This is a genomic window from Myxococcus sp. AM010, from assembly GCF_013372585.1.
GTDB classification, from domain to species: Bacteria; Myxococcota; Myxococcia; order Myxococcales; family Myxococcaceae; genus Myxococcus; species Myxococcus vastator.
This window is the reverse complement of record NZ_JABXEO010000016.1, coordinates 34,094-59,631: the sequence shown is the minus strand read 5'-3', so window position 1 is coordinate 59,631 and position 25,538 is coordinate 34,094. Positions and strand designations below refer to the sequence as shown.

Here is a 25,538-nt window from a genome sequence, read left to right as displayed (position 1 = left end):
CGCGCTCAGAAAATCCAGAGGCGCTCTTTCGGGAACGCGAGCGTGTACGCACCGGGCGCCAGTGACTCGCGCGTGCTGGCGCGCAGCGCCTGCCCTTCGAACTGGAACTGGTGCTCCCAGCGCCCGCCCACGTAGAGGGAGCTCGCCAGCGCGGCGGGGAGCCGGTTCTCGCCGGGCCCGGAGGCCAACTGGAGCGCCTCCACGCGGATGACGCCCGTGGCCGCGTCGTCACCAGGGCCGGCTCCTCGCTGCTGCCCCCACAGCGACCGGCCGCCCACCTGAAGCCGCGCCTCGCCGCCGCGCCGCTCCACCACGCGGCCTGACAGCGTGTTGTTCACGCCCATGAAGTCGGCGGCGAAGAGGCTCCGGGGCTCCGTGTAGAGCTGCTCGGGCGTCCCGTCCTGCACCACCCGCCCACCGTCCAGGAGCATGATGCGGTCGGCGATGGCCATGGCCTCCACCTGGTCATGGGTGACGAAGAGCGCGGTGAGCCCCAGCCGCTTGATGAGCGCGCGAATCCACACGCGCGCCTCCTCCCGCAGCTTCGCGTCCAGGTTGGACAGCGGCTCGTCCAGGAGCACCAGCGGCGGCCCGTAGACGAGCGCCCGCGCCAGCGCCACGCGCTGCTGCTGCCCGCCGGAGAGCTGGCTGGGGAAGCGGTCGCCATGGCCCTCCAGGCCCACGCCCTGGAGCACCTCGCGTACGGCCCGGTCCACCTGCTCGCGGGACTGCCTGCGCAGCCGCAGGCCGTAGGCCACGTTGTCGAACACCGTCATGTGCGGCCACAGCGCGTAGGACTGGAACACCAGCCCCAGGTCCCGCCGCTCTGGCGGCAGGTTCACCTTCGCCGCCGCGTCGAACACCGTGCGCTCGCCGATGTGGATGCGCCCGCGCACCGGCGTCTCCAGGCCAGCGACGGAGCGCAGCAGCGTGGACTTGCCACTGCCGGAGCGGCCCAGCAGCGCCACCACCTCGCCATCCCGGAAGTCGGCGGTGATGCCCTTCAGGATGTCATTCGTGCCGAGCCGGACGTGGACGTCCTCGACGAGCAACCGGGCCATGCTGAGACTTTCCTTCCGGACAGGGAGCGCGTCCGGTCGGCATCGTGCGACAGCTCACGGAAGGGGGCCAGCGCCAGCGCACCCGCCTCAGTGGACGCTGCGGGGACCGGCGCCAGCCACGGGCGCCCGGCTGGCGGCCTTCGACCAGGTGACGCGGAAGGTGGCCGCCGTGCCGTCGAAGGCGATGGGCCTCACGTCCACCTGCCCCGCGCCCGCCGACCGCAGCGTCTCCGCCAGGAAGCCCGCCGCGAAGTCCGGCGTGTCCGCCGTGACGTCCTTCATCCACAGCGTGGCGCTGTCCTGCGTGGACTCCTCCACGCGGACCTCGTTGAAGTTGTTGCCGGCGCGGATGTTGTACGGCACCCGCTCCAGCGTGCGCCGCGGCCCCAACTGGGTGACGAGCGACAGGCTGGCCCGGCCCACCGACGTCTGGCGGAAGCCCTGGAGGAAGCGCGCGCCCAACGCGAAGCTGGCCTCGTGCGGAGGCAGGGCCGGGAAGACATCCTGCCCCGCCACGCGCAGGAAGGCTCGCCACTGCTCCAAGGTGTACTGGGGGCGCAGCGGCTCCGACAGGTCGAGCCCCACCGCCTTCAGGCGCTGCCGCCCTTCACGGGTGAGGTACGGCCCGAGCGCTCGTACGAAGAGGGCTTCCACGGACTGAGCGAAAATGAGCTTCTCTGACGCCATGCACGGAAGGTGGTAGCGGCAACTCCGAACCGGGAGTCGTGAGGTGCGCCAAACGTCAGCTGGTCATCATCGCGGCAACCGGATGAGGAAGGTCGTGCCTTCCGTCGCACTGGAGGCCACGTGCGCGTCCCCGTCATGCGCTCGGACAATCTGCCGGGTGATGTAGAGGCCCAGCCCCAGGCCCCCCGGCGCGCCCACGTCACTGGCGGTGCGCCGGCCCCGGCGCCAGGCACCGAAGACGTGGGGCAGGTCCTCGGTGGGGATGGGCGTGCCGCGGTTGTGGATGCGCAGCACCACTTCGCGCTCGGAGCCCTCGGCGCCCACCCACACGGCGCTCTCCGCGGGGCTGTACTTCAGCGCGTTGGCCACCAGGTTGCCCACGGCCTGCTCCAGGCGGTCGGAGTCCCACTTCCCCAGGCCATCACCCTTGGACTCGAGCCGCACCACCCGGCCGGGATGGCTGGCGCGCAGCTCGTCCACGGTGCGGCGCACCACCTCGAACACGTCGCATGACGAGCGCACCACCGGAATGCCGCCGCCCAGCCGCGAGCGCGCGAAGTCCAGCAGCTGGCGAATCATCCGGTCCATGCGCTCGGCGCTGGTGAGGATGCGCTCGGTGAGCATGCCCTGGCGCTCGTCCAACGCGCCCTTGCGCCGCAGCTGCTGCGCGGACATGGACAACGCGTTGAGCGGGTTGCGCAGGTCATGCCCCAGCATGCCGATGAACTGCTCGCGGAACTCTTCCGCGCTGCGCGACTCCGTGACGTCCCGTAGGGAGGACATCACCGCCAGCACCTCGCCGCTGGCCCCCAGCGCGGGCGACAGCACATAGTCGAAATGCCGCGGGCCCCGGTCCGACTCCAAGGCGATGGTGCCCCGCTGCACCTGCCCCGTGCGCAAGGCCATCCGCACCTGTTCGAGGTACGGCGTCAGCGCCGAGTCCGCGGCCTGCATCTCATCCAGCGACCTCCCCGGTGCATGCACGGCGTGGCTGCCCCGCGCTGCGTACAGGGACTGGTTGGCCGACAGGACGCGCCCAGTCTCGTCATAGAGCGCGATGGGGTCCGCCGCACAGGAGATGGCCAACTCCAGGAGCTGGCGCTGGTGCGCCACCTCGCGGGACAGCACCTTCACCTCGCGCTCGGCCTGGCGCAGCCGGAGCAGCGCGTGGACCTGGGCCACCAGCTCCTCCGGATCCACCGGCGCCACCAGATAGCCGTCCGCGCCGCGCTCCAAGCCCTGCGCCCGGTCCCCCGGCCCCACGGCCTGTGCGGACAGGTGGAGCACCAGGACGCCCTGTGTGCGAGGCTTCTCCTTCAGCTTCCGGCACACCTCCAGGCCGCTGATGTCCGGCAGCCGCACGTCCAGGATGACGAGGTCCGTCTCCTCGTTCGCCAGCGCGAGCGCCTCCATCCCGGAAGCGGCGTCCACGACGCGGAAGCCCGCGAGCCCCAGCACGCGAGAGGTGACATAGCGGCTGGCCGCGTCGTCGTTGACGTTGAGGATGAGCGCGGAAGTGGGAGGCATACGGGGGGGTGCGAGCCAGGCTCTTTCGTAGCCGCGCCTCCGCCTGAACGCCAGATGTTACGGACGCCCACAGGGGCGCTGGCAGTGCGGGCAGACGAGCGACTGATTGTCCAGGACCCCAGCAAAAAGTTCATGGCCGGTGCCGAACGAGCCGTTTCGCGATAGGGAAGGCCCCATGCGCCCTCCCTGTCGCCCTCTTCCCGCGGACGGCCGCTTCCTCCAGGCCGTGGGTCCCACTCCGCTCGTCCCCGTGCGTCTCCACGAGGAGGGCCCCACCATCTGGTGCAAGCTGGAGTTCCTCAACCCCAGCGGCTCCACCAAGGACCGCATCGCGCGCTACATGTTGGAGAAGGCCTGGCGCCAGGGAGAGCTGGCCCCCGGCGGCGAGGTCATCGAGGCGTCCAGCGGCTCCACGAGCATCGCCCTGGCGCTGGCCTGCGCCCAGATGGGCCTGCGCTTCACCGCGGTGATGCCGGAGGGCGTCACCGGGGAGCGCATCCTCACCATCCGCGCCTACGGCGGTGACGTGGTGCTGGTGCCGCGCGACGCCGGCGTGCATGGCGCCATCGTGAAGGCGGACGAGCTGGCGCGTGAGCGCAAGGCCTTCGCGCCCCGCCAGTTCGAGAACCCGGACAACGCCGAGGCCCACCGGGTGTGGACGGGCCAGGAGATTCTGTCGCAAATCCCCGGCGGGCTGGTGCACGGCGTGGTCAGCGGCGTGGGCACGGGCGGCACCGTGGTGGGCCTGTACCAGGCCTTCGCGGAGGCAGGCTGTCCGGTGACGGCCTTCGTGGCGCGCCCCATCGCCGGGCTGGGCTGCGACATCGAATGTTGCAGCTTCAGCCCCCGCGTGCCGGGCGTGGTGGATGGCATGTCCCGGCTGTACCGCGAGGCGGACATGCCGGGCCGCGTGGAAATCGACGTGTCGGACGATGTGGCCATGAGCACCGCCAGGGCGCTCATCCGCCGCGGCTTCCCGGTGGGGCCGTCGTCCGGCCTCAACTACGTGGCCGCGGTGGAGGCCGCGACGCGACTGGGTCCGGGCGCGCAGGTGGTGACGGTGTTCCCTGACCGCATGGAGCGCTACTTCTCCACCGAGCTCATCCAGCCCAAGCCCGCGCCAGCACGCGGCGCGGCATGAGCTGAAAGGGAATGGCGTGACGCGCGCGGAGTTGCACGCTCCGTCCCGCCGCGCTATCTGGCTGACAAGCCCACGGTCATGCTCCTCCGAGTCCTGACATTGCTGGTGGTCCTGGGGCTGCCTCCCATCGCGGGGGCGGCCGAGGGACTGTTCCATCTCTGCCAGGGCGCGGTGAAGCTGGACCTGACGTGCGCCTGCCACCAGGCGAAGCGGGGGAAGGCCGCGCCGGCCGCCCCTGAAGCGGGCGTCCACGCCGACCACCACGACTGCTGCGGCGAGCTCTCCGTGCGGCTCCCGTCGCCGGAGCCCGTCACCTCGAGCTCCGGACCTTCGTGGACGCTGACGCCGCTGGCGGTGCTTCCCCAGGCCGTCGCGGTGGTGCCACCGGCGCCCGAGTCCCTGCCCACCTCGTGGGTGCGCATCCGGGGCGTGCACCGCGCCACCGCGCCACCGCTGTACCTGCGGCACTGCTCCTACCTCATTTGAGACGTCCGGCCCGCATGCGCTGAGGCCTGGCGGGTGGACGTGTGTCCACCGGCCGGATTCCGCCCGCCGCCGGTGACGTCCTTCTCCCGGCGACAGGCTCGTATCCCGTCATCTGGAGCAGGAAGTCATGTCGTCCCATGGAACCTGGAGGCGGTCCGCCACGCGGGCCGTGCTCGCCACCGGCGCCGCCGTGTGGCTGGGCCCCGGCGCGGCCGGAGCCAATGAGCAGCGGTATCAATCCCAACTCGAAGCCGTTGCCCGGCAGGCACCCGAGGCCCAGGCACCAGCGCCCTTCACGCGCGTGAGCGTGCTGGAGCGCGCGGAGCTGGTGCGGCAGGTGCTCGCGCGCAACCCCTCGCTGGAGGCGGCGCGTGAGGCCTGGCGCGCCAGCCTCGAACGCTACCCGCGTGAGACGGCGCTCGAAGACCCGATGCTGTCCTACGGCGTCGCGCCGCTGAGCATCACCGGCAGCGCGCGCTTCGGGCAGTCCGTGGAGCTGAGCCAACAGCTCCCCTTCCCCGGCAAGCGCGGCCTGCGGGGAGAGATGGCCCTGGCGCAAGCGCAGGCGATGCGCGAGGACCGCGAGGCCCTGCGCCTGCGCCTGGCCCTCATGGCGTCCACGCTCTTCGATGACTTGTTCGTCGTGGAGCGCTCGCTCGCCGTCACCGAGGAGCACCTGCGGCTGCTCGGGCAGCTCAAGAAGAGCGCGGAGGCCCAGTACGTCACCGGCCGCGCCTCGCAGCAGGACCCGCTCCAGGCGGAGGTGGAGCTGAGCGAGGTGCTGCGCGAACAGGTGATGTTCGAAGCCGAGCGCGAGCGGCTGCGCGCTCAGCTCAACGGCCTGCTCCACCGCGCGCCCCAGGCGCCGCTGCCGCCGCTGCCAGAGGCCCTGCCCGCGCAGGCCGCGGAGTCCATGCCCGCCGAACGGCTGCAAGACGAAGCGCTGCGCCTGCGGCCGGAGCTGGAGGGCCTCCGGGCCCGGCTCGGTGGAGGCGAGGCCGCCGTCCGGCTCGCGAAGCGCGACTACTACCCGGATGTCATGGTGATGGGTGAGTACAACTCCATGTGGATGGACACACCCCACCAGTTCATGGCGGGCGTCACCATCAACATCCCGCTCGACTTCGGCAAGCGGAAGGCCGCGGTGCGGGAGGCCGAGTCCGGCCTGAAGCGCCTGCGCCGGGAGGAGGAGCAGCTCATCTCCGACATCCGCGTCGAGGTGGAGCAGGCGCGCTCGCGTGCCGAGGAGACGCGGCGCGTGGTGGCGCTCTTCCAGGAGCGGCTCGTCCCCGCGGCGAAGGACCAGGTGGCCGCCGCCCGCGCGGGCTTCGAGAGCGGCAAGAACAGCTTCCAGGTCCTCATCGAGGCGGAGCGCGGCCTGCGCCGCGTGGAGCTGCGTGAACAGATGGCCCTGGCGGACGTGCAGCGCCGCCGGGCGGAGTTGGACAGGGCCATGGGCCACACCCCGGGATTGCCCCGGAACGGAGAGACGCGATGAGCCCCCCGAACCGCCGCCGCATCGCCCCCTGGCTGGGAATGTTGGCGCTCGCAGCGCTCGTCATCGTGGCCTGGAGGCCCCTCGTGGGCTGGTTCTCCGGCGCCACGTCCCACACCGGCACCGCGCCCGCCACGCATGAGGCTCACGGTGGCGCGGGCACGCCCCTGCCCGACGCCGCCTTGGAGTACACACGCGCGGCCTTCGAGTCCTACGAAGCCGCACGGGCCCTGCTCGCGCAAGACGCCATGGAGGGGCTCGCGGCCAGGGCCGGGGAGCTACAGACAGCGCTCCAGCAGGCCGCCGAGGCCGCGCAGGGTGACGGCACGCCACTGACAGCCTGGTTCCAGCAGGGCGCGGAGGCCGCCTCTCATCTGGGCGCGGCGGAGGACGCCGAGGCGGCGCGCCAGCACTTCGCGCGCGTGAGTGAGGCGCTCATCGCCCTGGCGTCCGCCGACCCGCGGCTCCAGGAAGGCTGGCACGTCTTCGAATGCCCCATGGTGGACGGGGTGAACCAGTGGCTCCAGCGCGAGCCCCAGCTGGAGAACCCGTACATGGGCCGGCGCATGCTGGCGTGTGGCACCACCAGCGAGTGGCGCGCGTCCGCGCCCACTGGTGCGCACGGCGAAGGTGACATCGCGCACTACACCTGCCCCATGCACCCGTCCGTGAAGCAGCACGGGCCGGGCGCGTGCCCCATCTGCGGCATGGACCTGACGCCCGTCAGCCGCGCCGATTTGGAGAGCGGCATCATCCAGGTGGACGACCTGCGGCGGCAGCGCATCGGCGTGAAGACGGCGCCGGTGGCGGAGGCCCCCATGGACCTGTCCCTGCGCGCGCTGGGCCGCGTCACCTTCGACGAGAAGGCGCTGGTGGACGTCACCCTCAAGCTGGACGGCTACATCCACGAGCTGCGCGTCAACGCCACGGGCGAGCCGGTGAAGAAGGGCGACGTCCTCTTCACGCTCTACAGCCCGGAGCTCTACGCCGCGCAGCAGGAGTACCTGCTGGCGCGTCAGAGCCAGAGCGCGGCCAACGCGTCCCTCGTGGGCGCGGCGCGCAAGCGGCTGGCGCTGTGGGGCCTGTCCGCGGCGCAAATCGAGCGCGTGGCCCAGCGAGGCAAGCCGGTGGAGAACATGCCCTTCCTGGCGCCCGCCAGCGGCTACGTGCTGGAGAAGAACGTGGTGGAGGGCGCGGCGGTGAAGGCCGGCGAGCGCCTGTTCCGCATCGCCCCGCTGGCGAAGGTGTGGGTGGAGGCGGACGTGTACGAGCAGGACCTGGCGCGCGTGAAGCCGGGCCAGCCGGTGGAGGTCACCCTGCCCTACCTGCCTGGGAAGAAGTACGCGGGCCGCGTCGGCTACGTGTACCCGTCCCTGCGAGGCGCCACGCGCACGGGGCGCATCCGCATCGAGCTGCCCAACCCGGAGCTGGAGCTGAAGCCGGACATGTACGCGGACGTCCGCTTCGTCCTGCAGGGCGGCGCGCGCCTCCAGATTCCCGACTCGGCCGTCATCTACACCGGCCCGCGCCGGCTGGTGTTCGTGGACCTGGGCGAGGGACGGCTGCGGCCCCAGGAGGTGAAGCTCGGCATCAAGGGACAGGGCACCTACGAGGTGCTGGAGGGCCTGTCGCCCGGCGACGTCGTCGTCACCAGCGGCAACTTCCTCATCGCGGCGGAGAGCCGCATCCGCTCCGCCACGGACTCATTCGGAGGAAGCCATGCAGCCCACTGAGCACGGCGAACAGGGCTTCATCGGCCGACTCATCGGCGCGTGCGCCCGCAACCCGTTCCTCACCCTGCTTCTGGTGGGCGCCCTGGCGGCGTGGGCCGTCCACGCGGTTCGCGGCACCCGGCTGGACGCCATCCCCGACCTGTCCGACACGCAGGTCATCGTCTTCACGGAATGGATGGGGCGCGGCCCCGACCTGGTCGAGGACCAGATCACCTACCCCATCTCCTCATCCCTGCTGTCCGCGCCGAAGGTGAAGGCCGTGCGTGGCCAGTCCATGTTCGGCATGTCCTTCGTCTACGTCATCTTCGAGGACGGCACGGACATGTACTGGGCGCGCAGCCGCGTGCTCGAATACATGGAGACGGCGCGCGGACGCCTGCCCGCGGGCGTGACGCCCACGCTGGGACCGGATGCCACCGGCGTGGGCTGGGTGTTCGAGTACGCGCTCGTGGACGAGCGCGGCAAGCACTCCCTGGCCGACCTGCGCAGCCTCCAGGACTGGAACGTGCGCTACGCGCTGTCCAGCGTGCCGGGCGTGGCGGAGGTCGCCAGCGTGGGCGGCATCGTGAAGCAGTACCAGGTGCAGGTGGACCCCAACCAGCTGCGCGCCTACGGCGTGACGCTGGGCGAGGTGACGCGCGCCGTCCGCGAGTCCAACGAAGACGTGGGCGGCCGGGTGATGGAGATCGCCGGTCACGAGCACATCATCCGCGGGCGCGGCTACATCCGCTCCACGCAGGACATCGAGACCATCCCGCTGAAGGTGAGCGAGGACGGCACGCCGGTGCTGGTGCGCAACGTGGCCACGGTGAGCCTGGGGCCGGACATCCGCCGGGGCGTGGCGGAGCTGGACGGAAAGGGCGAGGTGGCCGGCGGCATCGTCGTCATGCGCTACGGGGAGAACGCGCTCACCGTCATCGAGGCGGTGAAGGAGCGCCTGGAAGAGGTGCGCGCGGGCCTGCCGGAGGGCGTGGAGCTGGTCGTCACCTATGACCGCTCGGGGCTCATCGAAGAGTCCATCGCCACGCTCAGCCGGGCGCTGGTGGAGGAGATGCTGGTGGTCAGCCTCATCATCTTCCTCTTCCTGATGCATGCGCGCAGCGCGCTGGTCACCCTCCTCACGCTGCCGGTGGCGGTGCTGCTCGCCTTCATCCCCATGTACTACCAGGGGCTCACCGCCAACATCATGAGCCTGGGCGGCATCATCGTCGCCATTGGCGCCATGGTGGATGCCTCCATCATCATCGTGGAGAACATCCACAAGAAGCTGGAGACGTGGGAGGCGGAAGGCCGCCCCGGCGAGCGGCGTGAGGTCATCATCTCCGCGATGCAGGAGGTGGGCCCCTCCATCTTCGGCACGCTGCTGGTGCTCACCGTCGCCTTCCTCCCCGTCTTCACGCTGGAGGCCACCGAGGGTCGGCTCTTCAAGCCGCTGGCGTACACGAAGACGTACTCCATGGGCTTCGCCGCAGTGCTGGCGGTGACGCTGACGCCCGCGCTGGCGGTGCTCCTCATCCGCGGGCGCATCCGCCGGGAGGAGGAGAATCCCCTCAACCGCTGGCTGGTGGCCCTCTACACGCCGGTGGTGCGCTTCGTGGTGCGGCACGCGAAGGCCGTGGTGGCGCTGTCCGTGGTGGCCATGGCGCTGACGGTGCCGGCCTTCATGCGGCTGGGCCATGAGTTCATGCCGCCGCTCAACGAGGGCGCCATCCTCTACATGCCCACCTCGCCGCCGGGCATGTCCATCACCGAGGCCACGCGCATCCTCCAGTCCATGGACGCGCAGCTGAAGCGCCTTCCAGAGGTGGTCAGCGTCTTCGGCAAGGCGGGCCGCGCGGAGACAGCCACGGACCCGGCGCCGTTGTCCATGTTCGAGACGACGGTGGTGCTCAAGCCGAAGTCCGAGTGGCGCAAGGGCCTCACCTGGGAGGCCCTGCTGGCGGAGATGGACGAGACGCTCCAGTACCCCGGCATGCCCAACATCTTCTGGATGCCCATCCAGACGCGCACGGAGATGCTGGCCACCGGCATCCGCAGTCCGCTGGGCATCCAGGTGTTCGGGGATGACCTGGGCACGCTGGAGCAGACGGCGGTGGCGATTGAGAAGGCGGTGGCCCAGGTGCCCGGCACGCGCAGCGCGTTCGCGGACCGCGCCACGGGCGGCTTCTACGTGGACATCGAGGTGAAGCGGGAAGCGGCCGCGCGCCTGGGCCTGGGCGTGAAGGACATCAACGAGGTGGTGCTGGGCGCCATCGGCGGGGAGAACGTCTCCCAGACGGTGGAGGGCCGCGAGCGCTACCCCATCAACGTGCGCTACGCGCGTGAGTACCGCGACAGCCCCGAGCTGCTGAAGGAGGTGCTGGTCCCCACGCCGGGCGGCGCGCAGGTCCCGCTGGCCCAGGTGGCGGACGTGCGCTTCGTGCAGGGCCCGCCCATGATTCGCAGCGAGGGCGGCAAGCTCGTCACCTATGTCTTCGTGGACACGGGGCGGCCCATCGCGGACTACGTGAAGGACGCGAAGGCCGCGGTGGCGCGCGAGGTGAAGACCCCCACCGGCGTGCGCGTGGAGTGGAGCGGCCAGTTCAAGTACTTCGAGCGCGCCACCGAGAAGCTCAAGGTGGTGATTCCCGTCACCCTGCTGCTGGTGTGCCTGCTCTTGTACTTCAGCACGAAGTCCGTGGTGGAGACGGGCATCGTCCTGCTGGCGGTGCCCTTCAGCCTGATTGGCGCGGTGTGGCTGCTGTACCTGCTCGACTACAACATGAGCATCGCCGTGTGGGTGGGGCTCATCGCCCTGGCCGGGCTCGACGCGGAGACGGGCGTGGTGATGCTGCTCTACCTCACCCTGGCCCATAAAAAGGCGGACCAGGCGGGCCGGCTGCGCTCCATGGCGGACCTGACGGAGACCATCGTCGATGGCGCGGCGCGGCGCATCCGTCCCAAGCTGATGACGGTGATGACGGACATGATTGGCCTGCTCCCCGTGCTGTGGAGCACCGGCACGGGCGCGGACGTGATGAAGCGCATCGCCGCGCCGCTCGTGGGCGGACTCGTGACGTCCTTTCTGCTCGAGCTGACCGTGTATCCAGCCCTCTTCGCCCTCTGGAAGCGGCGCCACCTGCCCCAAGAGAAGCCCGAGGAAGGCACGGGTGCGCCACCCCTGCCCGCCGACCCCCAAGCAGCCTGAAGAATTGCAATCTGGCTGAATCCAGCCAGTCAGGTTCCACCCCGGGAGTTACGCAACTCCCGGGGATTGGGCGCCGATAATCGGGGCAGATTCACGCAGCCCTCCCCCCGGAAGCCCTCATGAGCCTTCGCCTGCCCCCGCTCTCCTCTGTGTTTCGCGCCACTCAGGCGCAGGCCCCCCGCACCGCCGCCGCCGCCACGGTCTCCGCGCCGCCCGCGGGCCTGCGCAAGGGCGACTCCGGGCCCAAGGTGAAGCAGCTGCAGGATGCGCTCGTGAAGGTGGGCTACATGACGAAGGCCCAGGTGACCACCGGTCCCGGCACCTTCGGCCCGCAGACGGAAGCGGCGGTGAAGAAGTTCCAGGCGGACCACAAGCTGCCCACCACCGGCTTCTACGGCGACCTCACGCACGCGGCGCTGAAGAAGGCGCTGGGCACCAGCGGCCCCACCACGCCCACCACGCCAGGCGGCAAGTTCACCAAGCCCGCGGTCATCAACGCGCCCTCGCCGAACCAGAACTCGCGCGGCGGGACGAAGATTGACACCATCGTCATGCACCACACCGCGACCAACAACGGCGCGGGGGACCTGGCGTGGATGCGCAATCCACAGAGCAAGGTGTCCGCGCACTACATGGTGGACCGCGACGGAAAGATTTATCAGCTCGTCGGCGACGACAAGCGCGCCTGGCACGCGGGCAAGGGAGAGCTGCACGGCGTGCCCTCGGACATCAACAGTCGCTCCATTGGCATCGAGCTCGTCAACGACGGCAGCGGCAAGACGCCCTTCACCGAGGCGCAGTACAAGTCGCTCACCCAACTCACCGGCTACCTGAAGCAGCAGCACAACATCCCGATGAAGAACATCGTGGGTCACGCCGACGTGGCGGTGCCCAAGGGCCGCAAGAACGACCCGGCGCCCAACTTCGACTGGAACCGGCTGCGCCAGGGCATCTCCTGACAGTTGCCTTCCCCAGCGGGCGAGGAGACTCACTCCGTGTGAGTCCCTCACACGCATTGCGTTTGGAAACGTGGTAGAAGGCCGCCAGCGTGCTCCGAATCTGGCTCCTCGTCTGCCTGTTCCTGTTCGCCCCGGGCCTGGGGGGCTTGATGCCCACCCTCACTGGCGCGGTGGGCGAGGTCTGCACGCAGCGCTGCCCGGACGATGATGACCAGGGGCAGTGCGCCCCGGACTGCATCGACTGCACCTGCTGTGGCCACGTGCGCTCCGTGGCCGCGCATGCCCCGCAGCCTCCCTTCGTGCTGCTCGTGTCACGGCCCTTGCGCGTCGCCTACGAGAAGTCCGAACCGCTGTCCGCCGACGTGGGCGACATCCTCCACGTCCCCATAGCGCCCCTCGCGTAGGTCGCGTCCGCCGTCTCGTTCGCTCGCGTCCGCCAGGACAGGTGTGCCCGTGTGTCATCGCGGGGCACGCTCCACCTGACGCACGCCTCCCTTTCGCGAGGTCATCGCCGTGCCCCTTCCACTCGCGGTGGCAGCCTTCGGGCTCGCCGCCGCACTCCTCCTCCCGCGTGTCGCCGCGGCCCAGCCGGGCTCCGCCGACGCCGCGCTGTCTCTTGAAGAAACCCTGGCCCTGGCCCGCCAGCGCGCGCCCGCGCTGCTGGATGCCGCGGGCCGCGCCGCCGAGGCCCAGGGCCCCGTGACGGCCGCCGCGTCGCTGCTGAACGACAACCCCACCTTCCAGCTTCAGGCGGGACCGCGCGCCGACCCAGGCTCGCCTGGACACCCCGCGGTACGAGGGGTGGACTTGAGCGTGGGCATCAGCCAGTCCTTCGAGCTGGGCGGAAAGCGCGGCGCCCGCCGGGAGTCAGCGCGCGCCGGGCTGGAGCTGGAGACGGCCCACCAGCGCGACGCCGAGCGCCGGGTGCTGGGCGACGTCGCCGCGCGCTTCCTCCAGGCGCTGCATGCGCGGGAGCGGCTGGGCCTCGCGCGAGAAGCCGAGGCCGCCGCCCGGGAGACCGCGAGCTCCGCCCAGCGGCGCTTCGAGGCCGGTGATGTGCCCGTGGTGGACGTCAACGTGGCGCGCGTGTCCCTGGCCCGCATGCGCGCGGAGGTGGCCACCGCGGAGGGGGACGCGGCCGTCCAGCTCCACCAACTGCGCGCGATGTTGGGCCTTCCGCTCACGCACCCGCTGGCCCTCCGCGGTGAGCTGCGATTGCTCGCGCTCCAGCCTGTCACGGAGGCCAGGACAGACACTGTCGCCGCGCGGCCCGACATCGTCGCGCTGGAGGCGGAGCTGGCGCAGGCGGACGCCGACCGCCGCATGGGCCGGGCCGGCGCCTGGCCGGACGTCACCGCGGGGTTCCTGTACCAGCGGGAGATTGATGAGGTCTCCTACCTCGGCACGTTGAGCGTGCCGCTGCCGCTCTTCGCCCGAGGCGACAGCGCCCGGGTGACGGGCGAGGCCCGCGTGCGCCGGCTCCAGTCCCTGCTGGCCGCGGCCCGGTCGGAAGTGGAAGTCCAGGTGGAGGCCGCGCGCGTGCAGCACCGCAAGCGGCTGGAGGCCGTGACGCTGCTGGAAGCCGACGCCCTGCCGCTGCTCAACGACAACGAAGGTCTCGCTCGCCGGTCCTACGAAGCCGGAGAGATGGGCCTTGTCGAATTCCTCCTCGTTCGCCGCGACACGCTGGAAGCGCGTGCCGCCTATCTCGACAGTCTCCTCCAGGCAGCCCTCGCCCGCGTCCAGCTGGCCGTGGAGACCGGAGCCCTTCCATGAAGCCCCTCCACGCCGCGGTGGCCGCCCTCCTCCTGCTCACCGCCTGCAAGCGCGAGACGCCGCATGACGAGCACGCGCACGGACAGGACGAGCACGCCGCCCAGGAAGGTGACCAGCATGACGACCATGGCGAGCCCCACGTCCGCATCGCGTCGGAGATGTTGAGGGACTTGCGCATCACCACCGCGCCCGTGGGTGTGCGGCCGGGCGGCGAGAGTGTCACCGTCCTGGGAGAGCTCACCTTCAGCGAGGACGCCTACGCGGAGGTGGCCTCCCCCATCGCCGCCCGCGTGAGCGCCGTCTTCGTCACCACCGGCCAGGAGGTGAAGCAGGGCGAGAAGCTCGCGGACCTGCGCAGCCCCGAGCTGGGCAAGGCGCGCGCGTCGCTGCAAGCGGCCCAGGCCCAGGCCACCGCCGCGAGGCAGGCCGCCGAGCGCAAGCGCACGCTCGCCGACGAGCGCATCATCGCGCGCAAGGACGTACAGGCCGCCGAAGCGGAGGCCGCCGCCGCCGAGGCCTCGGTCGCCGCCGCGCGCGCGGAGCTGGTGGCGCTGGGCGTGAGTGAAGCGGAGCCGCGGGGTGGAAACGTCCCCCCGGGCTTCGTCCTGCGCGCGCCCCTGTCCGGCACCGTCGTCGAGCGCACCGCGCGGCTGGGGCAGATGGCGGACCCCAACCGGCCGCTCTTCTGCATTGGGGATGTGTCCTCGCTGTGGCTGGTGGTGCACGCCTTCGAGCGGGACGCCGTGCGCATCCAGCGTGGCACGCAGGCCCGCATCACCTTCGCGGCCTTCCCGGGCCAGGAGTTCATGGCGAAGGTGGGCCACGTGGGGCAGCGCGTGGACGCGACGTCACGCACCATCCCCGTGCGGCTGGAGCTGGACAACGCCGACGGGCACCTGCGGCCCGGCATGTCCGCGTCGGCCTACATCCCCCTGGGAGACCCGGGCGCGCCCATCACCGCCGTGCCCGCCGCGGCGCTCCAGCGGCTGGAGGGCGGCTGGGTGGCCTTCCTGCCCACGGAGGCGCGCGGCGTCTTCGAGCGCCGCGAGGTGGGCCGGGGCCGCACGCTGGGCGGCGACGTGGAGGTCCTCACCGGACTGAAGCCCGGAGAGCAGGTGGTGGTGGAGGGCGCGTTCCTGCTCAAGGCGGAGGCGGAGAAGCTGAGCGGCGGAGGGAGTGACGGCCATGCGCACTGAGGCCCCCGACTCCCTGATGAACCGCGTCCTGCGGGCCTCCTTCGCGCGGCCCGGCCTCACCGTGTTGCTGGCCCTGGCGCTCTCCGCCTTCGGCGCGGTGGCGCTCCAGGGGCTGACGCGGGACGTGTTCCCGGACCTGTCCGCGCCCATCTTCAACGTCATCGTCCAGAACCCGGCGATGGGCGCGCAGGAGCTGGAGACGGCCGTGGCCATCCCCATGGAGGTGGCGCTCGCGGGCCTGCCCGAGGTGCGCCGCATCCGCTCCACCTCGCAGCTGGGCGTCACCCAGCTCACGGTGGAGTTCGAACCAGACGCCGACTACTTCCGCAGCCGGCAGTACGTCGTCGAGCGCGTGGCCCAGGCGCAGAGCGAGCTTCCACCTGGCACGGACGCGCCGCTGATCTCCAGCCTCACCGGGCGGCTCAACGAGGTGTTCGAGTTCACCCTGGAAGCGGAGCCCGGCGCGGCGGAGCTGATGACGTTGCGGGATTTGGCCGAGTTCGAGGTGAAGAACCGGCTGCTCGCCGTGCCCGGCGTCGCCGGCGTGGAGCGACTGGGCGGTTACCTGCGCCAGTTCCAGGTGCAGCTCGACCCGGACCAGATGGTGGCGCGTGGCATCACCCTGAACCAGGTGGAGCACGCGCTGGAGGGCGCCAACCTCAACGCCTCGGGCGGCTTCGTGGTGCAGGGCCCCATGGAGTGGACGGTGCGCGCGGTGGGGCGCGCGGAGTCGGTGGAGGACCTGCGCGACACCGTGGTCGCCGTGCGCGACAGCACGCCCGTGCTGCTGGGCGACGTGGCCGACATCCGCGAGGCGCCCGCCGTGCGCCGGGGCATCGCCCACCGGCTGAAGGGCGAGGTCGTGAGCTGCCGGGTCATCAAGCAGTTCGGCGCGGACACGCAGCGGGTGACAGCGGGCATCCGCGTCGCCATCCAGGAGCTGCGACAGGGCCTGCCGCCCGGAGTGCAGCTCCGCATCGTGTATGACCAGTCAGTGCTGGTGGACTCCGCGCTGGGCGGCGTCAGCCGAGCCATCCTGCTGGGCGCGGTGCTGGTGGTGCTCGTCCTCTTCCTCCTCCTGGGGGACTGGCGCGCGGCGCTCATCGTCACGCTCACCCTGCCCCTGTCCCTGGCGCTGGCGGGCGTGCTGCTGAAGGTCGCGAACATCGGCATCAACACGATGACGCTGGGCGGACTGGCCATCGCCGTGGGCCTGCTGGTGGACGCGGCCATCATCGTCACGGAGAACATCGTCCACGGCCTGCGGGAAGCGAAGGGCCAGCGCTCCCGTCGTGACGTGGCGCTGGCGGCGTCCATGGAGATGGCCCGGCCCATCGCCTTCGCCACGCTCATCGTCGTGTCCGTGTTCATCCCCTTGTTCGCCATGACGGGCATCGAGGGGCGCATGTACCAGCCGCTCGCCGCGGCCGTGGTGGCCTGCCTGACGGCGTCGCTGGGGCTGGCCCTCACGCTGGTGCCGGTGGCGTCCGGGCTCTTCCTGCGCGCGCCCCGCGAAGGACAGCCCGAGGACGTGTGGCTCATCCGCAAGGTGAAGCACGTCTACGCGCCCCTGCTGGAGGCGTGCATGCGCCACGCGGGGCTGGTGCGGCTGGTGGCCCTGGCCATCACCGTGCCCGCGCTGTCGCTGGCCTTCGTGGTGGGCAGCGACTTCATGCCGAAGCTGGATGAAGGCGCGCTGCTGCTCCAGACGGTGCTGCCGCCGGAGGCCTCGCTGGAGGAGGTGGACCGGCTCAACCACCTGGTGGAGGACGCGCTGCTGAAGTTCCCGGAGGTGGAGGACGTGGTGCGCCGCACGGGCCGCGCCGAGCGCACCGAGGACCCGATGCCGCACACACTGTCGGACGTGCTCGTCGTCCTCAAGCCGGAGCGAGGGCGCTCGATGGAGGACCTGGAGGCCGCGATGCGCGAGGCGGTGGGACAGGTCCCAGGAGTGTCGACGCTGTTCACCACGCCGCTGGGCATGCGCATCGATGAAGGGCTCGGCGGCAGCCCGGCGGACCTCTCCGTGCGCATCTTCGGGCCGGAGCTGGAGACGCTGGCCGGGCTGGCGGAGCGGGCGCACGCCATCATGGCGAAGGTGGAGGGCGTGGAGGACCTGCGGGCGGAGAAGCTGACCGGCCTGCCCCAGCTCCGCGTCACCGTGAATCGCGCCGCGGTGGCCCGCGTGGGCCTGACACCCGGAGACGTCATCCACGCCGTGCAGGTGGGATTGGTGGGCAAGGAGTTCGCCCAGGTGTGGAAGGGCCAGCGCCGCTATGACTTGCTGCTGCGGCTGGCGGACCACCGCCGGGGAGACGCCACCGCCATCCGGGGCCTGCTGGTGGACGGACATGACGGCACGCGCATCCCGTTGAGCCAGTTGGCCACCATCGAGGAGACGTTCGGCGCGGGCAGCATCCGCCGCGAGGCGGGCAGCCGGCGCATCGCCGTGGAGGCCAGCGTCGCGGGTCGGGATTTGGGCAGCACGGCGGCCGAGGTGCGCGAGCGGCTGGCGGCGGAACTGAAGCTGCCCACCGGCTACTTCCTGGACGTGGGCGGCCGGGTGGAGAGCCAGCAGCGCGCCGCGCAGGCGATGACGGTCGCCATCGCGGTGGCCCTGCTCGCGGTGTTCATCCTACTGTACCTGGCGCTGGGCTCGCTGGCGGAGTCACTGGTCATCATCGCCACGCTGCCGGACGCCTTCGTCGGAGGCATCCTCGCGCTGCTCATCGCCGGGGAGACGTGGAACGTGTCCAGCCTGGTGGGCCTCATCGGACTGTTTGGCATTGCCGTCCAGAATGGCCTGGTGCTGGTGGCGCAGACGAAGCTGTTCATGCAGCACGGCAAGCCCTTCGAGGAGGCCATTCGGGAGGCGAGCATCGGCCGCGTCCGCCCCAAGCTGATGACGGCGGGCACCGCCATCCTGGGCCTGCTGCCGCTGCTGGTGCTGCCACTGCACGGCACGGAGGTGGAACGCCCTTTGGCCGTCGTCATGGTGGGCGGGCTCGTCACCTCCACGCTGTTCACCCTGCTGGTGCTGCCCACCTTCTATGCCTTCGTGCACGGGTGGCAGGCGCGCGTGACGCAGCGGCTGGCGGCGCGGAAGGCGGCTCGGACGCAGGCGCCAGCGGGGCCCTGAGGCGACGCGAAGGGGGGGCGCTGTTTCAAATACGTCAGAGAAGCTCTGCGAGGCGAACTCGGTCCACGTCGACCTGGCACTCGCGGGCAGCGATGGCTGCCACACGCCCCAATACGCCGGTATAGGTGGGAAACGAGAGCGGGACGCGAGCCAACTCATCCACTCGCATCCCCGCCGCGATGGCGATCGCCGCGGTCTGGACCAGGTCGACCGCTCGCTCACCCACGACGTGGCAACCGAGGATTTTCCGCGAAGCACGGTCGACGACGAGTTTGCAGAACCCGGTCGTTCTTCCATCGATGATGGTCCGCGTCGTCGTGTCGAAGCGCACCAGTGCCACGACAACGTCGTGCGTTTGACGCGCCTTCGCTTCGGTGAGGCCCGCCTGCGCGTACTCGGGATTGGTGAAGCTGCCGATCGGACACACCTCGTCCGAGACTGTCGTCATTGGAGTTCTCGCTGCGTTGGAGCCTGCGACAAACCCGTCCTGTAACGCGTGGGGAACCAGCATCCAGCGCCCAGTCACGTCTCCGGCGGCGAAGATGTGCGGCGCGGAGGTTCGCAGATGAGCGCCGACGCGCACGAAGCCTCGCGAGTCGGTCTCTACACCCGCGGACGCCAGGTTGAGCGCGGAGGTGTCGGCCGTCCAGCTCGGCAGGATGCGCGCTGCCTCCTGGATGAGCTGCACCCGCGTGCCGAACGCAGTGAAGATCGACGCGACCTGCACGCCTGTGGCGCCACCGCCGACGACCACCATCGTCGGCGGAACGGAGGTCAGGCTCCACGCATCGCTGTGGGTCGCCGTGAGCTCGAATCCCGGGACCGGGAGGCGCCGGCTCACGCCGCCAGAGCAGAGGATGAACTTCTCCGCTCGAAGCAACAGCCCGCGCTGGGTCTCGACGGTGTGCGGGTCCACGAAGCGCGCCGCGCCGGCGTGCTCGTGCACGGTGACCCCCACCGCGGTGATTTGTTCGCGCAGGGCAGCTCGCGCACGAACGTCGTCGGTCACCTCGCGCACGCGCGTCAGCAGCTTCGCGTACTCCAGCACAGGCTCCGACACCCCGATGCCATAGCGCCCCAGCTCCCGAGCGTCGCGGAGCAACCGTGCCGCCTGCGCCAGCGTCCTCACCGGAACCGGTCCGTCGTGGGCCGCCATGCCGCCGAACGCGTCACGTGTGACGAGGGCGGTTCGGACGCCCAGGTCGCCGGCGCGGAGCGCTGCGAGCAGTCCCGCGGGGCCGGCACCGATGACCACGACGTCCCTGCGCTCCGAGCCGCTCATGTCCGGAGGTCCGCCAGCCACCGCAGGGCTCGCAGCCCGGGCATGAAGCAGTACTCGCCGCCACGCGTGACCACGAATCGCGGAAGGCCTTGCAAACGCCTGGGGATGGGACGCTTCGGGATTGAGAACACGCCCGTGCCATCATTCGCGCCGGCAAGGGGGTCCTTCGCATCGCCCAGCCCGAGAAAGTCACCACCGTTGACCCACTCCGATTGCACGAACTCGAACTGCCGTCCGAGGTGCGCACCGATGAAGGCAAACATCAACCCTCGCTCGGCGCCATCGTCCTCGAGGATGCCCTCGGGCAGTTCGGACCCGTAGGCGGTTCCGCGCCGAATCATCCGATGGAGCCTGACCACGCCGGCGACGGACGCGTCGCGGGGGTTCGCTCGCCGGACGTGCGACCCGGGGGGCGTCTTGTATCCGGTCGGGTCATCTGAATAGAGGAAGGCGTTGTTGCGCGACGAATCGGCGCCCAGGTCGGGAGCGTCGTGGTGAGGGCACAACGCCAGCGGCGCGCCGCTCCGCCACCGCCCCATCATCTTCGCAGCCACGAGCTCCTCGTCCTGCTGACTGCTCGCGGTGGTCTTCAGATGCTGTCTGAACGCGGCCACCCGCTGATGAAGCTTGCGGAAGGCGACGTACGTCCCATTGCGCCCCAGGACGTCAGGCCAGGGCATCGGGGATAGACTGCCCGTCTCGTCGGGGTAGCCGAGGACGAATTCGCCTGCCTTGAGCGGCGCCTCGTGGGGATTGCTTCCTGGGATGCCACTACCCTCGACGGCCGGATGACTGATGCCGTCCCTGAACCCGAACGGCTCCTTGCCGGTGCTCAGTGCGTGGCAGTCCTGACGCCAGATCGCCTCGATGCCGCCAAGCTCCCGCAGGGCCTCGCGCGCGCGCTCCAACGCGGCTTCGAGTTGAACCGGGTCCGGCGCAAGAGCCGTCAGCACGACGTGGACATCGCGCGTTCCCAGCGGCGGCTCCCAGTGTTCAGGGCTGCTCTCGCCGTCGTCTCCCAACGCCTTCGCCCGGGCGGCCAGCCCCTGCCGGAACTCCCACGCGAAGCTGTCCAGAGAGTCCTGTGGTACGCCCAGCGCCTCGAGCCCGTGATACGTGAGCGCGACGCTGAGCCAGCAATCGGCGGCCGGGCTGCTCGGATGGGCGGCCGTGGCCACCACCGAGCAGAGCCGCCCCATCAACTCCCGTCCTGCGCTTCGGTCGTCGATGCGAAGGATGATGTAGGTCGCGACGTACGGAGAAGGACGGGGCCGCAGCACGCCGCTCTGGATGTCGTCCAGTTCGAGCATCTCAATGGGCCGTGGCGAGGTTCTTCCAGAAGCGCATGAGGCTCTCGTCCACCCCGAACAAGGTGCTGAAGATGGTGGAGTCGGCCACCAGCACATCGCCGGCCCTGCCGTCACCCGGCGGCGCCCACACCAGCGCATTGAACTCGGAGTTTCCAGCGTTCGTGAATGGATGTGGCCTGGTCAGGTCTATCGGCTGTTTCGCCAGGACGCGAACCGAACGGGAGTCCTCCGTCGTGACCGCATAGTGCGGCAGGTGCATGTGGAAGTTGAAGTTCTGGACCCCGGAGAGCCAGCCGCGCGTATCCAGGTCGTCCATCACCGTCAATGGCACGCTTCGGTTCGTTCCTTCGACGACGGCAGGGCGGAGACCCCAACGATTCTCGACGGGGATTCCCAACCCCTTCATCAACGAGCGCGTATAACCGCCGAAGCGTTGCTGACGAGGCACCAGCGCATCGCCATGATGGGCGTATTCCAGGGCGCGCTCCTCCAGGTCCGGTGAGTGCCCGATGTCGTGGTGTGGGGCAATCACCAAACAGGTGCCTTCGCGCTCGAGGAATGTGCGGACCGCTTCTATCTCCTCCGGAGCGGCCTCCTGCCCGGTGACGTTGTGGTCCAGACCGAAGACGAGCAGCGTGTCCGCATCGGAGAGGACCCTCTCGTCGAGTGGCAGGGAGAAGCCCGCCTGGTCGACCCGCTGAAACATGGGGACCCCGTGCCCGGTGACCTCCTCGATGACCCGTTGGAACTTCACCCACGCCCAGAAGAAAAGCTCCAGTGAGCCAGCGACTCCTTGCTGGAACCTCAGCGGGTCTGCCCATTGCCGGGACTCGTAGTCGGGCCAGAAGACTCGGCGAACCTCGGTCATTGTCGAGAACCGATTGTCCATTTCGGCAGGGCTTCGATTGGCTTCTCCGGGATAGCTCCAAGACGTGTAGACGCTGACTCGCCGATGCCCCCTCATGTATTTTCTCGGCGCGTGGTCCTGATTGTACGTCCGCCCCGACGTTTCGCTCATGACAGGCCTCTACTGCATCTGCTCGAGCATCTCGGCGAGCGCGGCCTTGACCCTCAAAGCCTTCTTGATCTCATCGCCCGTGAAGTACGGGTACTCGCCGTACTCGAGGAAGCTGTTGCATTGGTGGTCGCGGATGAACCTGACGAACGCAGGCGTGTTGGTCTTCCAGTCCATGGGAAAACCCTCGAGGTTTTCGAAGGCGGTGTTGATTCCGGACTGAGTGAAGAGCACGACCGCGTCCTCGGTGTATTTGTCGAAATCGGTATCGAAGATGCCCTGGTACATGAACCGGGTGTCGTCATCGAAGAGCACCCAACGGAGGTAGTGGAGCTTGAGCGGTGCGAGAAGGTCGGGGTTGGCCTTGAGCGCTTCGGCAATTCGCTGGCCGTAGCCGCGAATGACATCGGCACGTCCCGGCTTGACGTTGGCGATGATCGTGAAGCCATAACATGCGGGGGTCTTCGGGAAAATCGGGCCGTACTTCCCCCTTTCGAGGTGATCAGTCGACCGGGGAATGCTCATGGCCTGGGGCTTGATCTCCATCGGGCTTGCTCTCCATCGCGAGGCTTCCTCTGTTCGTCTCCCTCAAGCTTGTGGTGGGGAGCAGGACCTGCAAGCACGTAGACACCAGCAAACGAGCACACGCTCTCCCGTCATCTCGGAACGCAGGGCCGCGAAGACATGTCTGGTCCGGCGTCATGAGCCTTCTGGCCACCGTGTAATGATGGGAGGGCTCGTCCCCACTTCTCCCGGCTGGCGCTCGCTGCCTTCGCGCGTAGGGGCACAGCCGCCGGCCGCTCGGAAGGCGGCACGGACGCAGACGCCAGCGGAGCTCTGAAGCGATCCGCATGGAGGAGAGCCGCCGCCCTGTCCAGACACAGGGCGGCCTGCGGGCTTGCGCCTACTTCGCGTTGGTGACCATGTCGGCGCGCACCTTGCCGACGATGCCCTCCCACTTCCCGTTGGCGCCGTGGCCGTGGGACTCGCCGTCGTCGCGGAACTTCACGAAGTGGTTGGTCCACTTGGCCCGGCCGCCCTCACAGGCGTTGGAGCCCAGCGTCAAGTCATTGCAGAACCAGTCGGACGTGTTGCAGTAGGCCCCACCCGCGCTGCCCGACACGCCACCCGTGGAGTGGTAGGACACCGCGTCGTCGTCCTGGCCCGGGAGGAGCCCCGAGTACACCTTGCCCTTGGCGCCCGCGAACATGTTGAAGCGGATGCCGCGCGTGGTGTTGTGGTTGTACATGGCGCGCGCGGTGGTCGTCACGAGGTCGCCGACGATGGGGTCCTTCACCGCCCACTCCCCCATGTCCGCCAGCTCGCTCCCACCGCCGGCGCCCGACGCCACGTTCACCCACTTGATGTTCCAGCCCGTCTGCGTCTTCCCGTCGGTGTTTCCACACACACCGCTGGAGTTGGGCGTCGCGTTCTTCTTGTAGCGCGCCGAGCCGCCATACAGCGCCAGCGCGTAGCCAATCTGGAGGTTCCCCGCGCTGTGCACGGCGATGTAGCACCAGTTGTTTCCGGTGCAGTAGCAGTCGAGCGCATCCCGGATGCGCGCGTTCTGCCCGCCAATCCGCTGCCGCCCATCCCAGTTGACGGCCTTCTTGTTCACCCCGGCCGCCGTGGACGCGGGGCCCCAGGCGGAGAAGTCGGCGTAGTTGCCCGGCTTCGTGCCTCCGGAGTTCTTCCCGTGAATCCACAGGGAGTAGTTGGTGGCCAGCGCCTGAGGCGCGAACAGCAGCGCAGCGCCTGCCAGCGCCGCGCGAACGGGAAACCGCATGGGGGACTCCGGGGGGATTGCGAGGGGACGCCACGCTAACAGCGTGCGCGTGTTTCAGCCCATGGCTCCCTTCAAACACATGGAGCTGACCCAGGTGTCGTGAGACCCGGTGTCTCCACCGCGTCTCACGACACGCCGCGTCGCAATGCCTCTCAGGTCCGCATCTTCAGCCGTGTTTCATGCACCGCGTCCCCCACGGCGCCGGGCTTCTCACGCTCGGCGGCGCGCAGCAGGCGGAGGATGCCGGGCCCGAGCACGTCGATTTCGGTGGAGGCATAGGCCTCCGTTCCGAAGCGGCGGATGGTCTCCGTCTGCTGTCGGAGGATGCGCGCGTCCTGCCCGAAGATGTGGAGCGCCACGGGCATGATGAGCGGGAGCGCCGCGCGCACCAACCAGCGGGGCAACGGCAGACGGAACGTCACCACCGCGTACACCAGCGTGTCCCAGTCCGACACGGGCGTCATCGCGGAGGTCACCATGATGTGGCTGGTGTCACCGATGCGGTACTCCACCTGGGCGATGGAGGGCATCAGGAAGCGGTCGAAGTGCTGCACCGTCCCGCCCCCCGGCGCGAGCAGCCGGCCCACGAGCCCGCTGGGACGCGGCTCGCCGATGTATTCCGCCTCCACCTTGTCCGCGCTCCGGCGCACCACCACGTCGATTTCGTTCCGCTTCTCCTCGGTGCGGAACAGCCCGCCATGGAGGTACGCGGTGTGGGGCACGTCCAGCGTGTTCTCCAGCGTGGAGTGCAGCGAGCCAGGGGCCCGCAGCGCGCGGCGCACGGTGGAGTATTCACGCGCCTCCAGCAGGGGGAAGCGGTAGGGCTCCGTGGTGGGCTCGACGCCTGGCGTGGAGTAGACCCAGACGAAGCCATCCTGCTCGCGCGTGGCGTGCGCCGTGGCGCAGCGGGCGCGCGCGCCGGGCTCGCCCAGGAAGCCAGGGATGGCGCGGCACTGCCCCGCGCCGTCGAAGCGCCAGCCGTGATAGCCGCACTGGAGCTGGCCTTCCTTCACCCGGCCCAGCGACAGCGGCACGTTGCGGTGCGGGCAGCGGTCCACCAGGGCCGCGGGCTTGCCGCCCTCGCCCCGGAAGAGCACCAGGGGTGAGCCCTGGAGCGTGCGCGCCAGGGGCTTGTCTCCCAGCTCACGCGAAGCGCAGAGGATGAACCAGGCGTTGGGCAGGTGGACGACGGAGATATGTCCAGCGGGCGTACCGGAGGTGCGCCCCTCCTCGCGAGAGCTCATGGAGCGCACTCTAGTCGGCCTCGACGGCGAGTGAAGGACTCCGCGACAGGGCCGTTCCGGCTTGCCTGGACTCTTCTGGGCGAACACCTCACGCGGGGAGGTCGGCGGCGCGCTGGGCGGCCTCCGGGTTGGGCGTCTGCGGCATGACACCGCCGCCCATCCTCCAGCACGACTCCGAGCACTGGTTGCACATATCCGCGCAGGCCTTCATCACCACGTCCTCGCCCATGCGCGCGCAGGACTCCTCGCAGCGCCCACAGACCTCCGAACAGGCGAAACAGGTGCGGCTGTGCAGCTCCGAGCCCCGCAGCATGAAGTTCGCGCTCGTCTGGCAGATTTCCGCGCAGTCCATCAGCAAGCGCAGGTGGCTGGCCTCCGCATGCTTGCCGCCCTTTCCCAGACAATACGTCAGCGTCTCCATGCAGACGCGGTGACAGGCCAGGCAATCCTCGATGCACTGGCGCAGGTCGCTGTCGGCGTTCATCACTTCGGCTGAGGCCATGGTGTCCACCTC

General features: G+C 69.9%; 20 protein-coding genes. 10 read left to right on the top strand and 10 right to left on the bottom strand.

The annotated features are described in order from the left end of the window. Positions 1–5: 5 nt before the first annotated feature. The 3 genes from HV826_RS11055 to HV826_RS11045 form a co-directional block, all read right to left on the bottom strand. Positions 6–1,061 (bottom strand): ABC transporter ATP-binding protein, encoded by a 1,056-nt coding sequence (locus tag HV826_RS11055; RefSeq protein WP_176416969.1) that lies wholly within the window; start codon positions 1,059–1,061, stop codon positions 6–8. A gap of 87 nt (positions 1,062–1,148) precedes the next feature. Continuing rightward, positions 1,149–1,748 (bottom strand): DUF2378 family protein, encoded by a 600-nt coding sequence (locus tag HV826_RS11050; protein WP_176416968.1) that lies wholly within the window; start codon positions 1,746–1,748, stop codon positions 1,149–1,151. 66 nt (positions 1,749–1,814) lie between these two features. Further along, positions 1,815–3,275: an ATP-binding protein gene (locus tag HV826_RS11045; RefSeq protein ID WP_176416967.1), complete on the bottom strand. Its 1,461-nt coding sequence runs from the start codon at positions 3,273–3,275 to the stop codon at positions 1,815–1,817. A 175-nt stretch (positions 3,276–3,450) separates the two neighbouring features. On the opposite strand from HV826_RS11045, the gene HV826_RS11040 reads away from it, so the two are divergent. The 10 genes from HV826_RS11040 (at position 3,451) to HV826_RS10995 (ending at position 18,387) form a co-directional block, all read left to right on the top strand. Next, entirely contained in the window at positions 3,451–4,416 is a 966-nt protein-coding gene (locus HV826_RS11040; RefSeq protein ID WP_176416966.1) for a PLP-dependent cysteine synthase family protein, read from the top strand. 78 nt (positions 4,417–4,494) lie between these two features. Then, positions 4,495–4,902: a hypothetical protein gene (locus HV826_RS11035; RefSeq protein WP_176416965.1), complete on the top strand. Its 408-nt coding sequence runs from the start codon at positions 4,495–4,497 to the stop codon at positions 4,900–4,902. 127 nt (positions 4,903–5,029) lie between these two features. Beyond that, complete coding sequence (locus HV826_RS11030) at positions 5,030–6,400, top strand: TolC family protein (protein WP_176416964.1); 1,371 nt, start codon at positions 5,030–5,032, stop codon at positions 6,398–6,400. Next, complete coding sequence (locus HV826_RS11025; protein WP_176416963.1) at positions 6,397–8,130, top strand: efflux RND transporter periplasmic adaptor subunit; 1,734 nt, start codon at positions 6,397–6,399, stop codon at positions 8,128–8,130. The genes HV826_RS11030 and HV826_RS11025 overlap by 4 nt, the downstream gene beginning before the upstream one ends. Next, the gene (locus HV826_RS11020) at positions 8,117–11,317 is read left to right on the top strand and encodes an efflux RND transporter permease subunit (protein ID WP_176416962.1); all 3,201 of its coding nucleotides are present in this window, start codon (positions 8,117–8,119) and stop codon (positions 11,315–11,317) included. The genes HV826_RS11025 and HV826_RS11020 overlap by 14 nt, the downstream gene beginning before the upstream one ends. Positions 11,318–11,436: 119 nt before the next feature. Further along, a complete protein-coding gene (locus HV826_RS11015) occupies positions 11,437–12,276 on the top strand; it encodes an N-acetylmuramoyl-L-alanine amidase (RefSeq protein WP_176416961.1) in 840 nt (279 codons plus the stop codon). Between the two features lie 89 nt (positions 12,277–12,365). Next, entirely contained in the window at positions 12,366–12,680 is a 315-nt protein-coding gene (locus HV826_RS11010; protein ID WP_176416960.1) for a hypothetical protein, read from the top strand. A gap of 109 nt (positions 12,681–12,789) precedes the next feature. Further along, positions 12,790–14,052, top strand: a complete 1,263-nt coding sequence (locus HV826_RS11005) for a TolC family protein (protein WP_176416959.1) — start codon at positions 12,790–12,792, stop codon at positions 14,050–14,052. Beyond that, positions 14,049–15,248: an efflux RND transporter periplasmic adaptor subunit gene (locus HV826_RS11000; protein WP_176416958.1), complete on the top strand. Its 1,200-nt coding sequence runs from the start codon at positions 14,049–14,051 to the stop codon at positions 15,246–15,248. The genes HV826_RS11005 and HV826_RS11000 overlap by 4 nt, the downstream gene beginning before the upstream one ends. Continuing rightward, complete coding sequence (locus tag HV826_RS10995; RefSeq protein ID WP_255207657.1) at positions 15,238–18,387, top strand: efflux RND transporter permease subunit; 3,150 nt, start codon at positions 15,238–15,240, stop codon at positions 18,385–18,387. The genes HV826_RS11000 and HV826_RS10995 overlap by 11 nt, the downstream gene beginning before the upstream one ends. Before the next feature lie 34 nt (positions 18,388–18,421). Here HV826_RS10995 and HV826_RS10990 read toward each other — a convergent pair whose 3' ends face one another. From HV826_RS10990 to HV826_RS10960, 7 genes are all read right to left on the bottom strand, one after another. Further along, positions 18,422–19,669, bottom strand: a complete 1,248-nt coding sequence (locus tag HV826_RS10990; protein WP_176416957.1) for an NAD(P)/FAD-dependent oxidoreductase — start codon at positions 19,667–19,669, stop codon at positions 18,422–18,424. Continuing rightward, on the bottom strand, positions 19,666–20,979 hold the full coding sequence (locus tag HV826_RS10985; protein ID WP_176416956.1) for a Dyp-type peroxidase: 1,314 nt from the start codon (positions 20,977–20,979) through the stop codon (positions 19,666–19,668). Before HV826_RS10985 ends, HV826_RS10990 begins: the two co-directional genes overlap by 4 nt. Position 20,980: 1 nt before the next feature. Beyond that, positions 20,981–21,997 (bottom strand): hypothetical protein, encoded by a 1,017-nt coding sequence (locus tag HV826_RS10980; RefSeq protein ID WP_176416955.1) that lies wholly within the window; start codon positions 21,995–21,997, stop codon positions 20,981–20,983. A 9-nt stretch (positions 21,998–22,006) separates the two neighbouring features. After that, positions 22,007–22,540, bottom strand: coding sequence for a hypothetical protein (locus HV826_RS10975; RefSeq protein WP_176416954.1), 534 nt, complete (start codon positions 22,538–22,540; stop codon positions 22,007–22,009). A 358-nt stretch (positions 22,541–22,898) separates the two neighbouring features. Continuing rightward, on the bottom strand, positions 22,899–23,780 hold the full coding sequence (locus HV826_RS10970) for a hypothetical protein (RefSeq protein WP_176416953.1): 882 nt from the start codon (positions 23,778–23,780) through the stop codon (positions 22,899–22,901). Between the two features lie 152 nt (positions 23,781–23,932). Beyond that, complete coding sequence (locus HV826_RS10965) at positions 23,933–25,024, bottom strand: aromatic ring-hydroxylating dioxygenase subunit alpha (RefSeq protein ID WP_176416952.1); 1,092 nt, start codon at positions 25,022–25,024, stop codon at positions 23,933–23,935. Between the two features lie 88 nt (positions 25,025–25,112). Beyond that, entirely contained in the window at positions 25,113–25,526 is a 414-nt protein-coding gene (locus HV826_RS10960) for a four-helix bundle copper-binding protein (protein ID WP_176416951.1), read from the bottom strand. Between the last annotated feature and the right edge of the window lie 12 nt (positions 25,527–25,538).

What these genes read in the sequence shown, in the direction of transcription:
- HV826_RS11055 (WP_176416969.1), bottom strand. Translation starts at nt 1,061, where the DNA reads ATGGCCCGGTTGCTCGTCGAGGACGTCCACGTCCGGCTCGGCACGAAT.
- HV826_RS11050 (WP_176416968.1), bottom strand. Translation starts at nt 1,748, where the DNA reads ATGGCGTCAGAGAAGCTCATTTTCGCTCAGTCCGTGGAAGCCCTCTTC.
- HV826_RS11045 (WP_176416967.1), bottom strand. Translation starts at nt 3,275, where the DNA reads ATGCCTCCCACTTCCGCGCTCATCCTCAACGTCAACGACGACGCGGCC.
- HV826_RS11040 (WP_176416966.1), top strand. Translation starts at nt 3,451, where the DNA reads ATGCGCCCTCCCTGTCGCCCTCTTCCCGCGGACGGCCGCTTCCTCCAG.
- HV826_RS11035 (WP_176416965.1), top strand. Translation starts at nt 4,495, where the DNA reads ATGCTCCTCCGAGTCCTGACATTGCTGGTGGTCCTGGGGCTGCCTCCC.
- HV826_RS11030 (WP_176416964.1), top strand. Translation starts at nt 5,030, where the DNA reads ATGTCGTCCCATGGAACCTGGAGGCGGTCCGCCACGCGGGCCGTGCTC.
- HV826_RS11025 (WP_176416963.1), top strand. Translation starts at nt 6,397, where the DNA reads ATGAGCCCCCCGAACCGCCGCCGCATCGCCCCCTGGCTGGGAATGTTG.
- HV826_RS11020 (WP_176416962.1), top strand. Translation starts at nt 8,117, where the DNA reads ATGCAGCCCACTGAGCACGGCGAACAGGGCTTCATCGGCCGACTCATC.
- HV826_RS11015 (WP_176416961.1), top strand. Translation starts at nt 11,437, where the DNA reads ATGAGCCTTCGCCTGCCCCCGCTCTCCTCTGTGTTTCGCGCCACTCAG.
- HV826_RS11000 (WP_176416958.1), top strand. Translation starts at nt 14,049, where the DNA reads ATGAAGCCCCTCCACGCCGCGGTGGCCGCCCTCCTCCTGCTCACCGCC.
- HV826_RS10995 (WP_255207657.1), top strand. Translation starts at nt 15,238, where the DNA reads ATGCGCACTGAGGCCCCCGACTCCCTGATGAACCGCGTCCTGCGGGCC.
- HV826_RS10990 (WP_176416957.1), bottom strand. Translation starts at nt 19,669, where the DNA reads ATGAGCGGCTCGGAGCGCAGGGACGTCGTGGTCATCGGTGCCGGCCCC.
- HV826_RS10985 (WP_176416956.1), bottom strand. Translation starts at nt 20,979, where the DNA reads ATGCTCGAACTGGACGACATCCAGAGCGGCGTGCTGCGGCCCCGTCCT.
- HV826_RS10980 (WP_176416955.1), bottom strand. Translation starts at nt 21,997, where the DNA reads ATGAGCGAAACGTCGGGGCGGACGTACAATCAGGACCACGCGCCGAGA.
- HV826_RS10975 (WP_176416954.1), bottom strand. Translation starts at nt 22,540, where the DNA reads ATGGAGATCAAGCCCCAGGCCATGAGCATTCCCCGGTCGACTGATCAC.
- HV826_RS10970 (WP_176416953.1), bottom strand. Translation starts at nt 23,780, where the DNA reads ATGCGGTTTCCCGTTCGCGCGGCGCTGGCAGGCGCTGCGCTGCTGTTC.
- HV826_RS10965 (WP_176416952.1), bottom strand. Translation starts at nt 25,024, where the DNA reads ATGAGCTCTCGCGAGGAGGGGCGCACCTCCGGTACGCCCGCTGGACAT.
- HV826_RS10960 (WP_176416951.1), bottom strand. Translation starts at nt 25,526, where the DNA reads ATGGCCTCAGCCGAAGTGATGAACGCCGACAGCGACCTGCGCCAGTGC.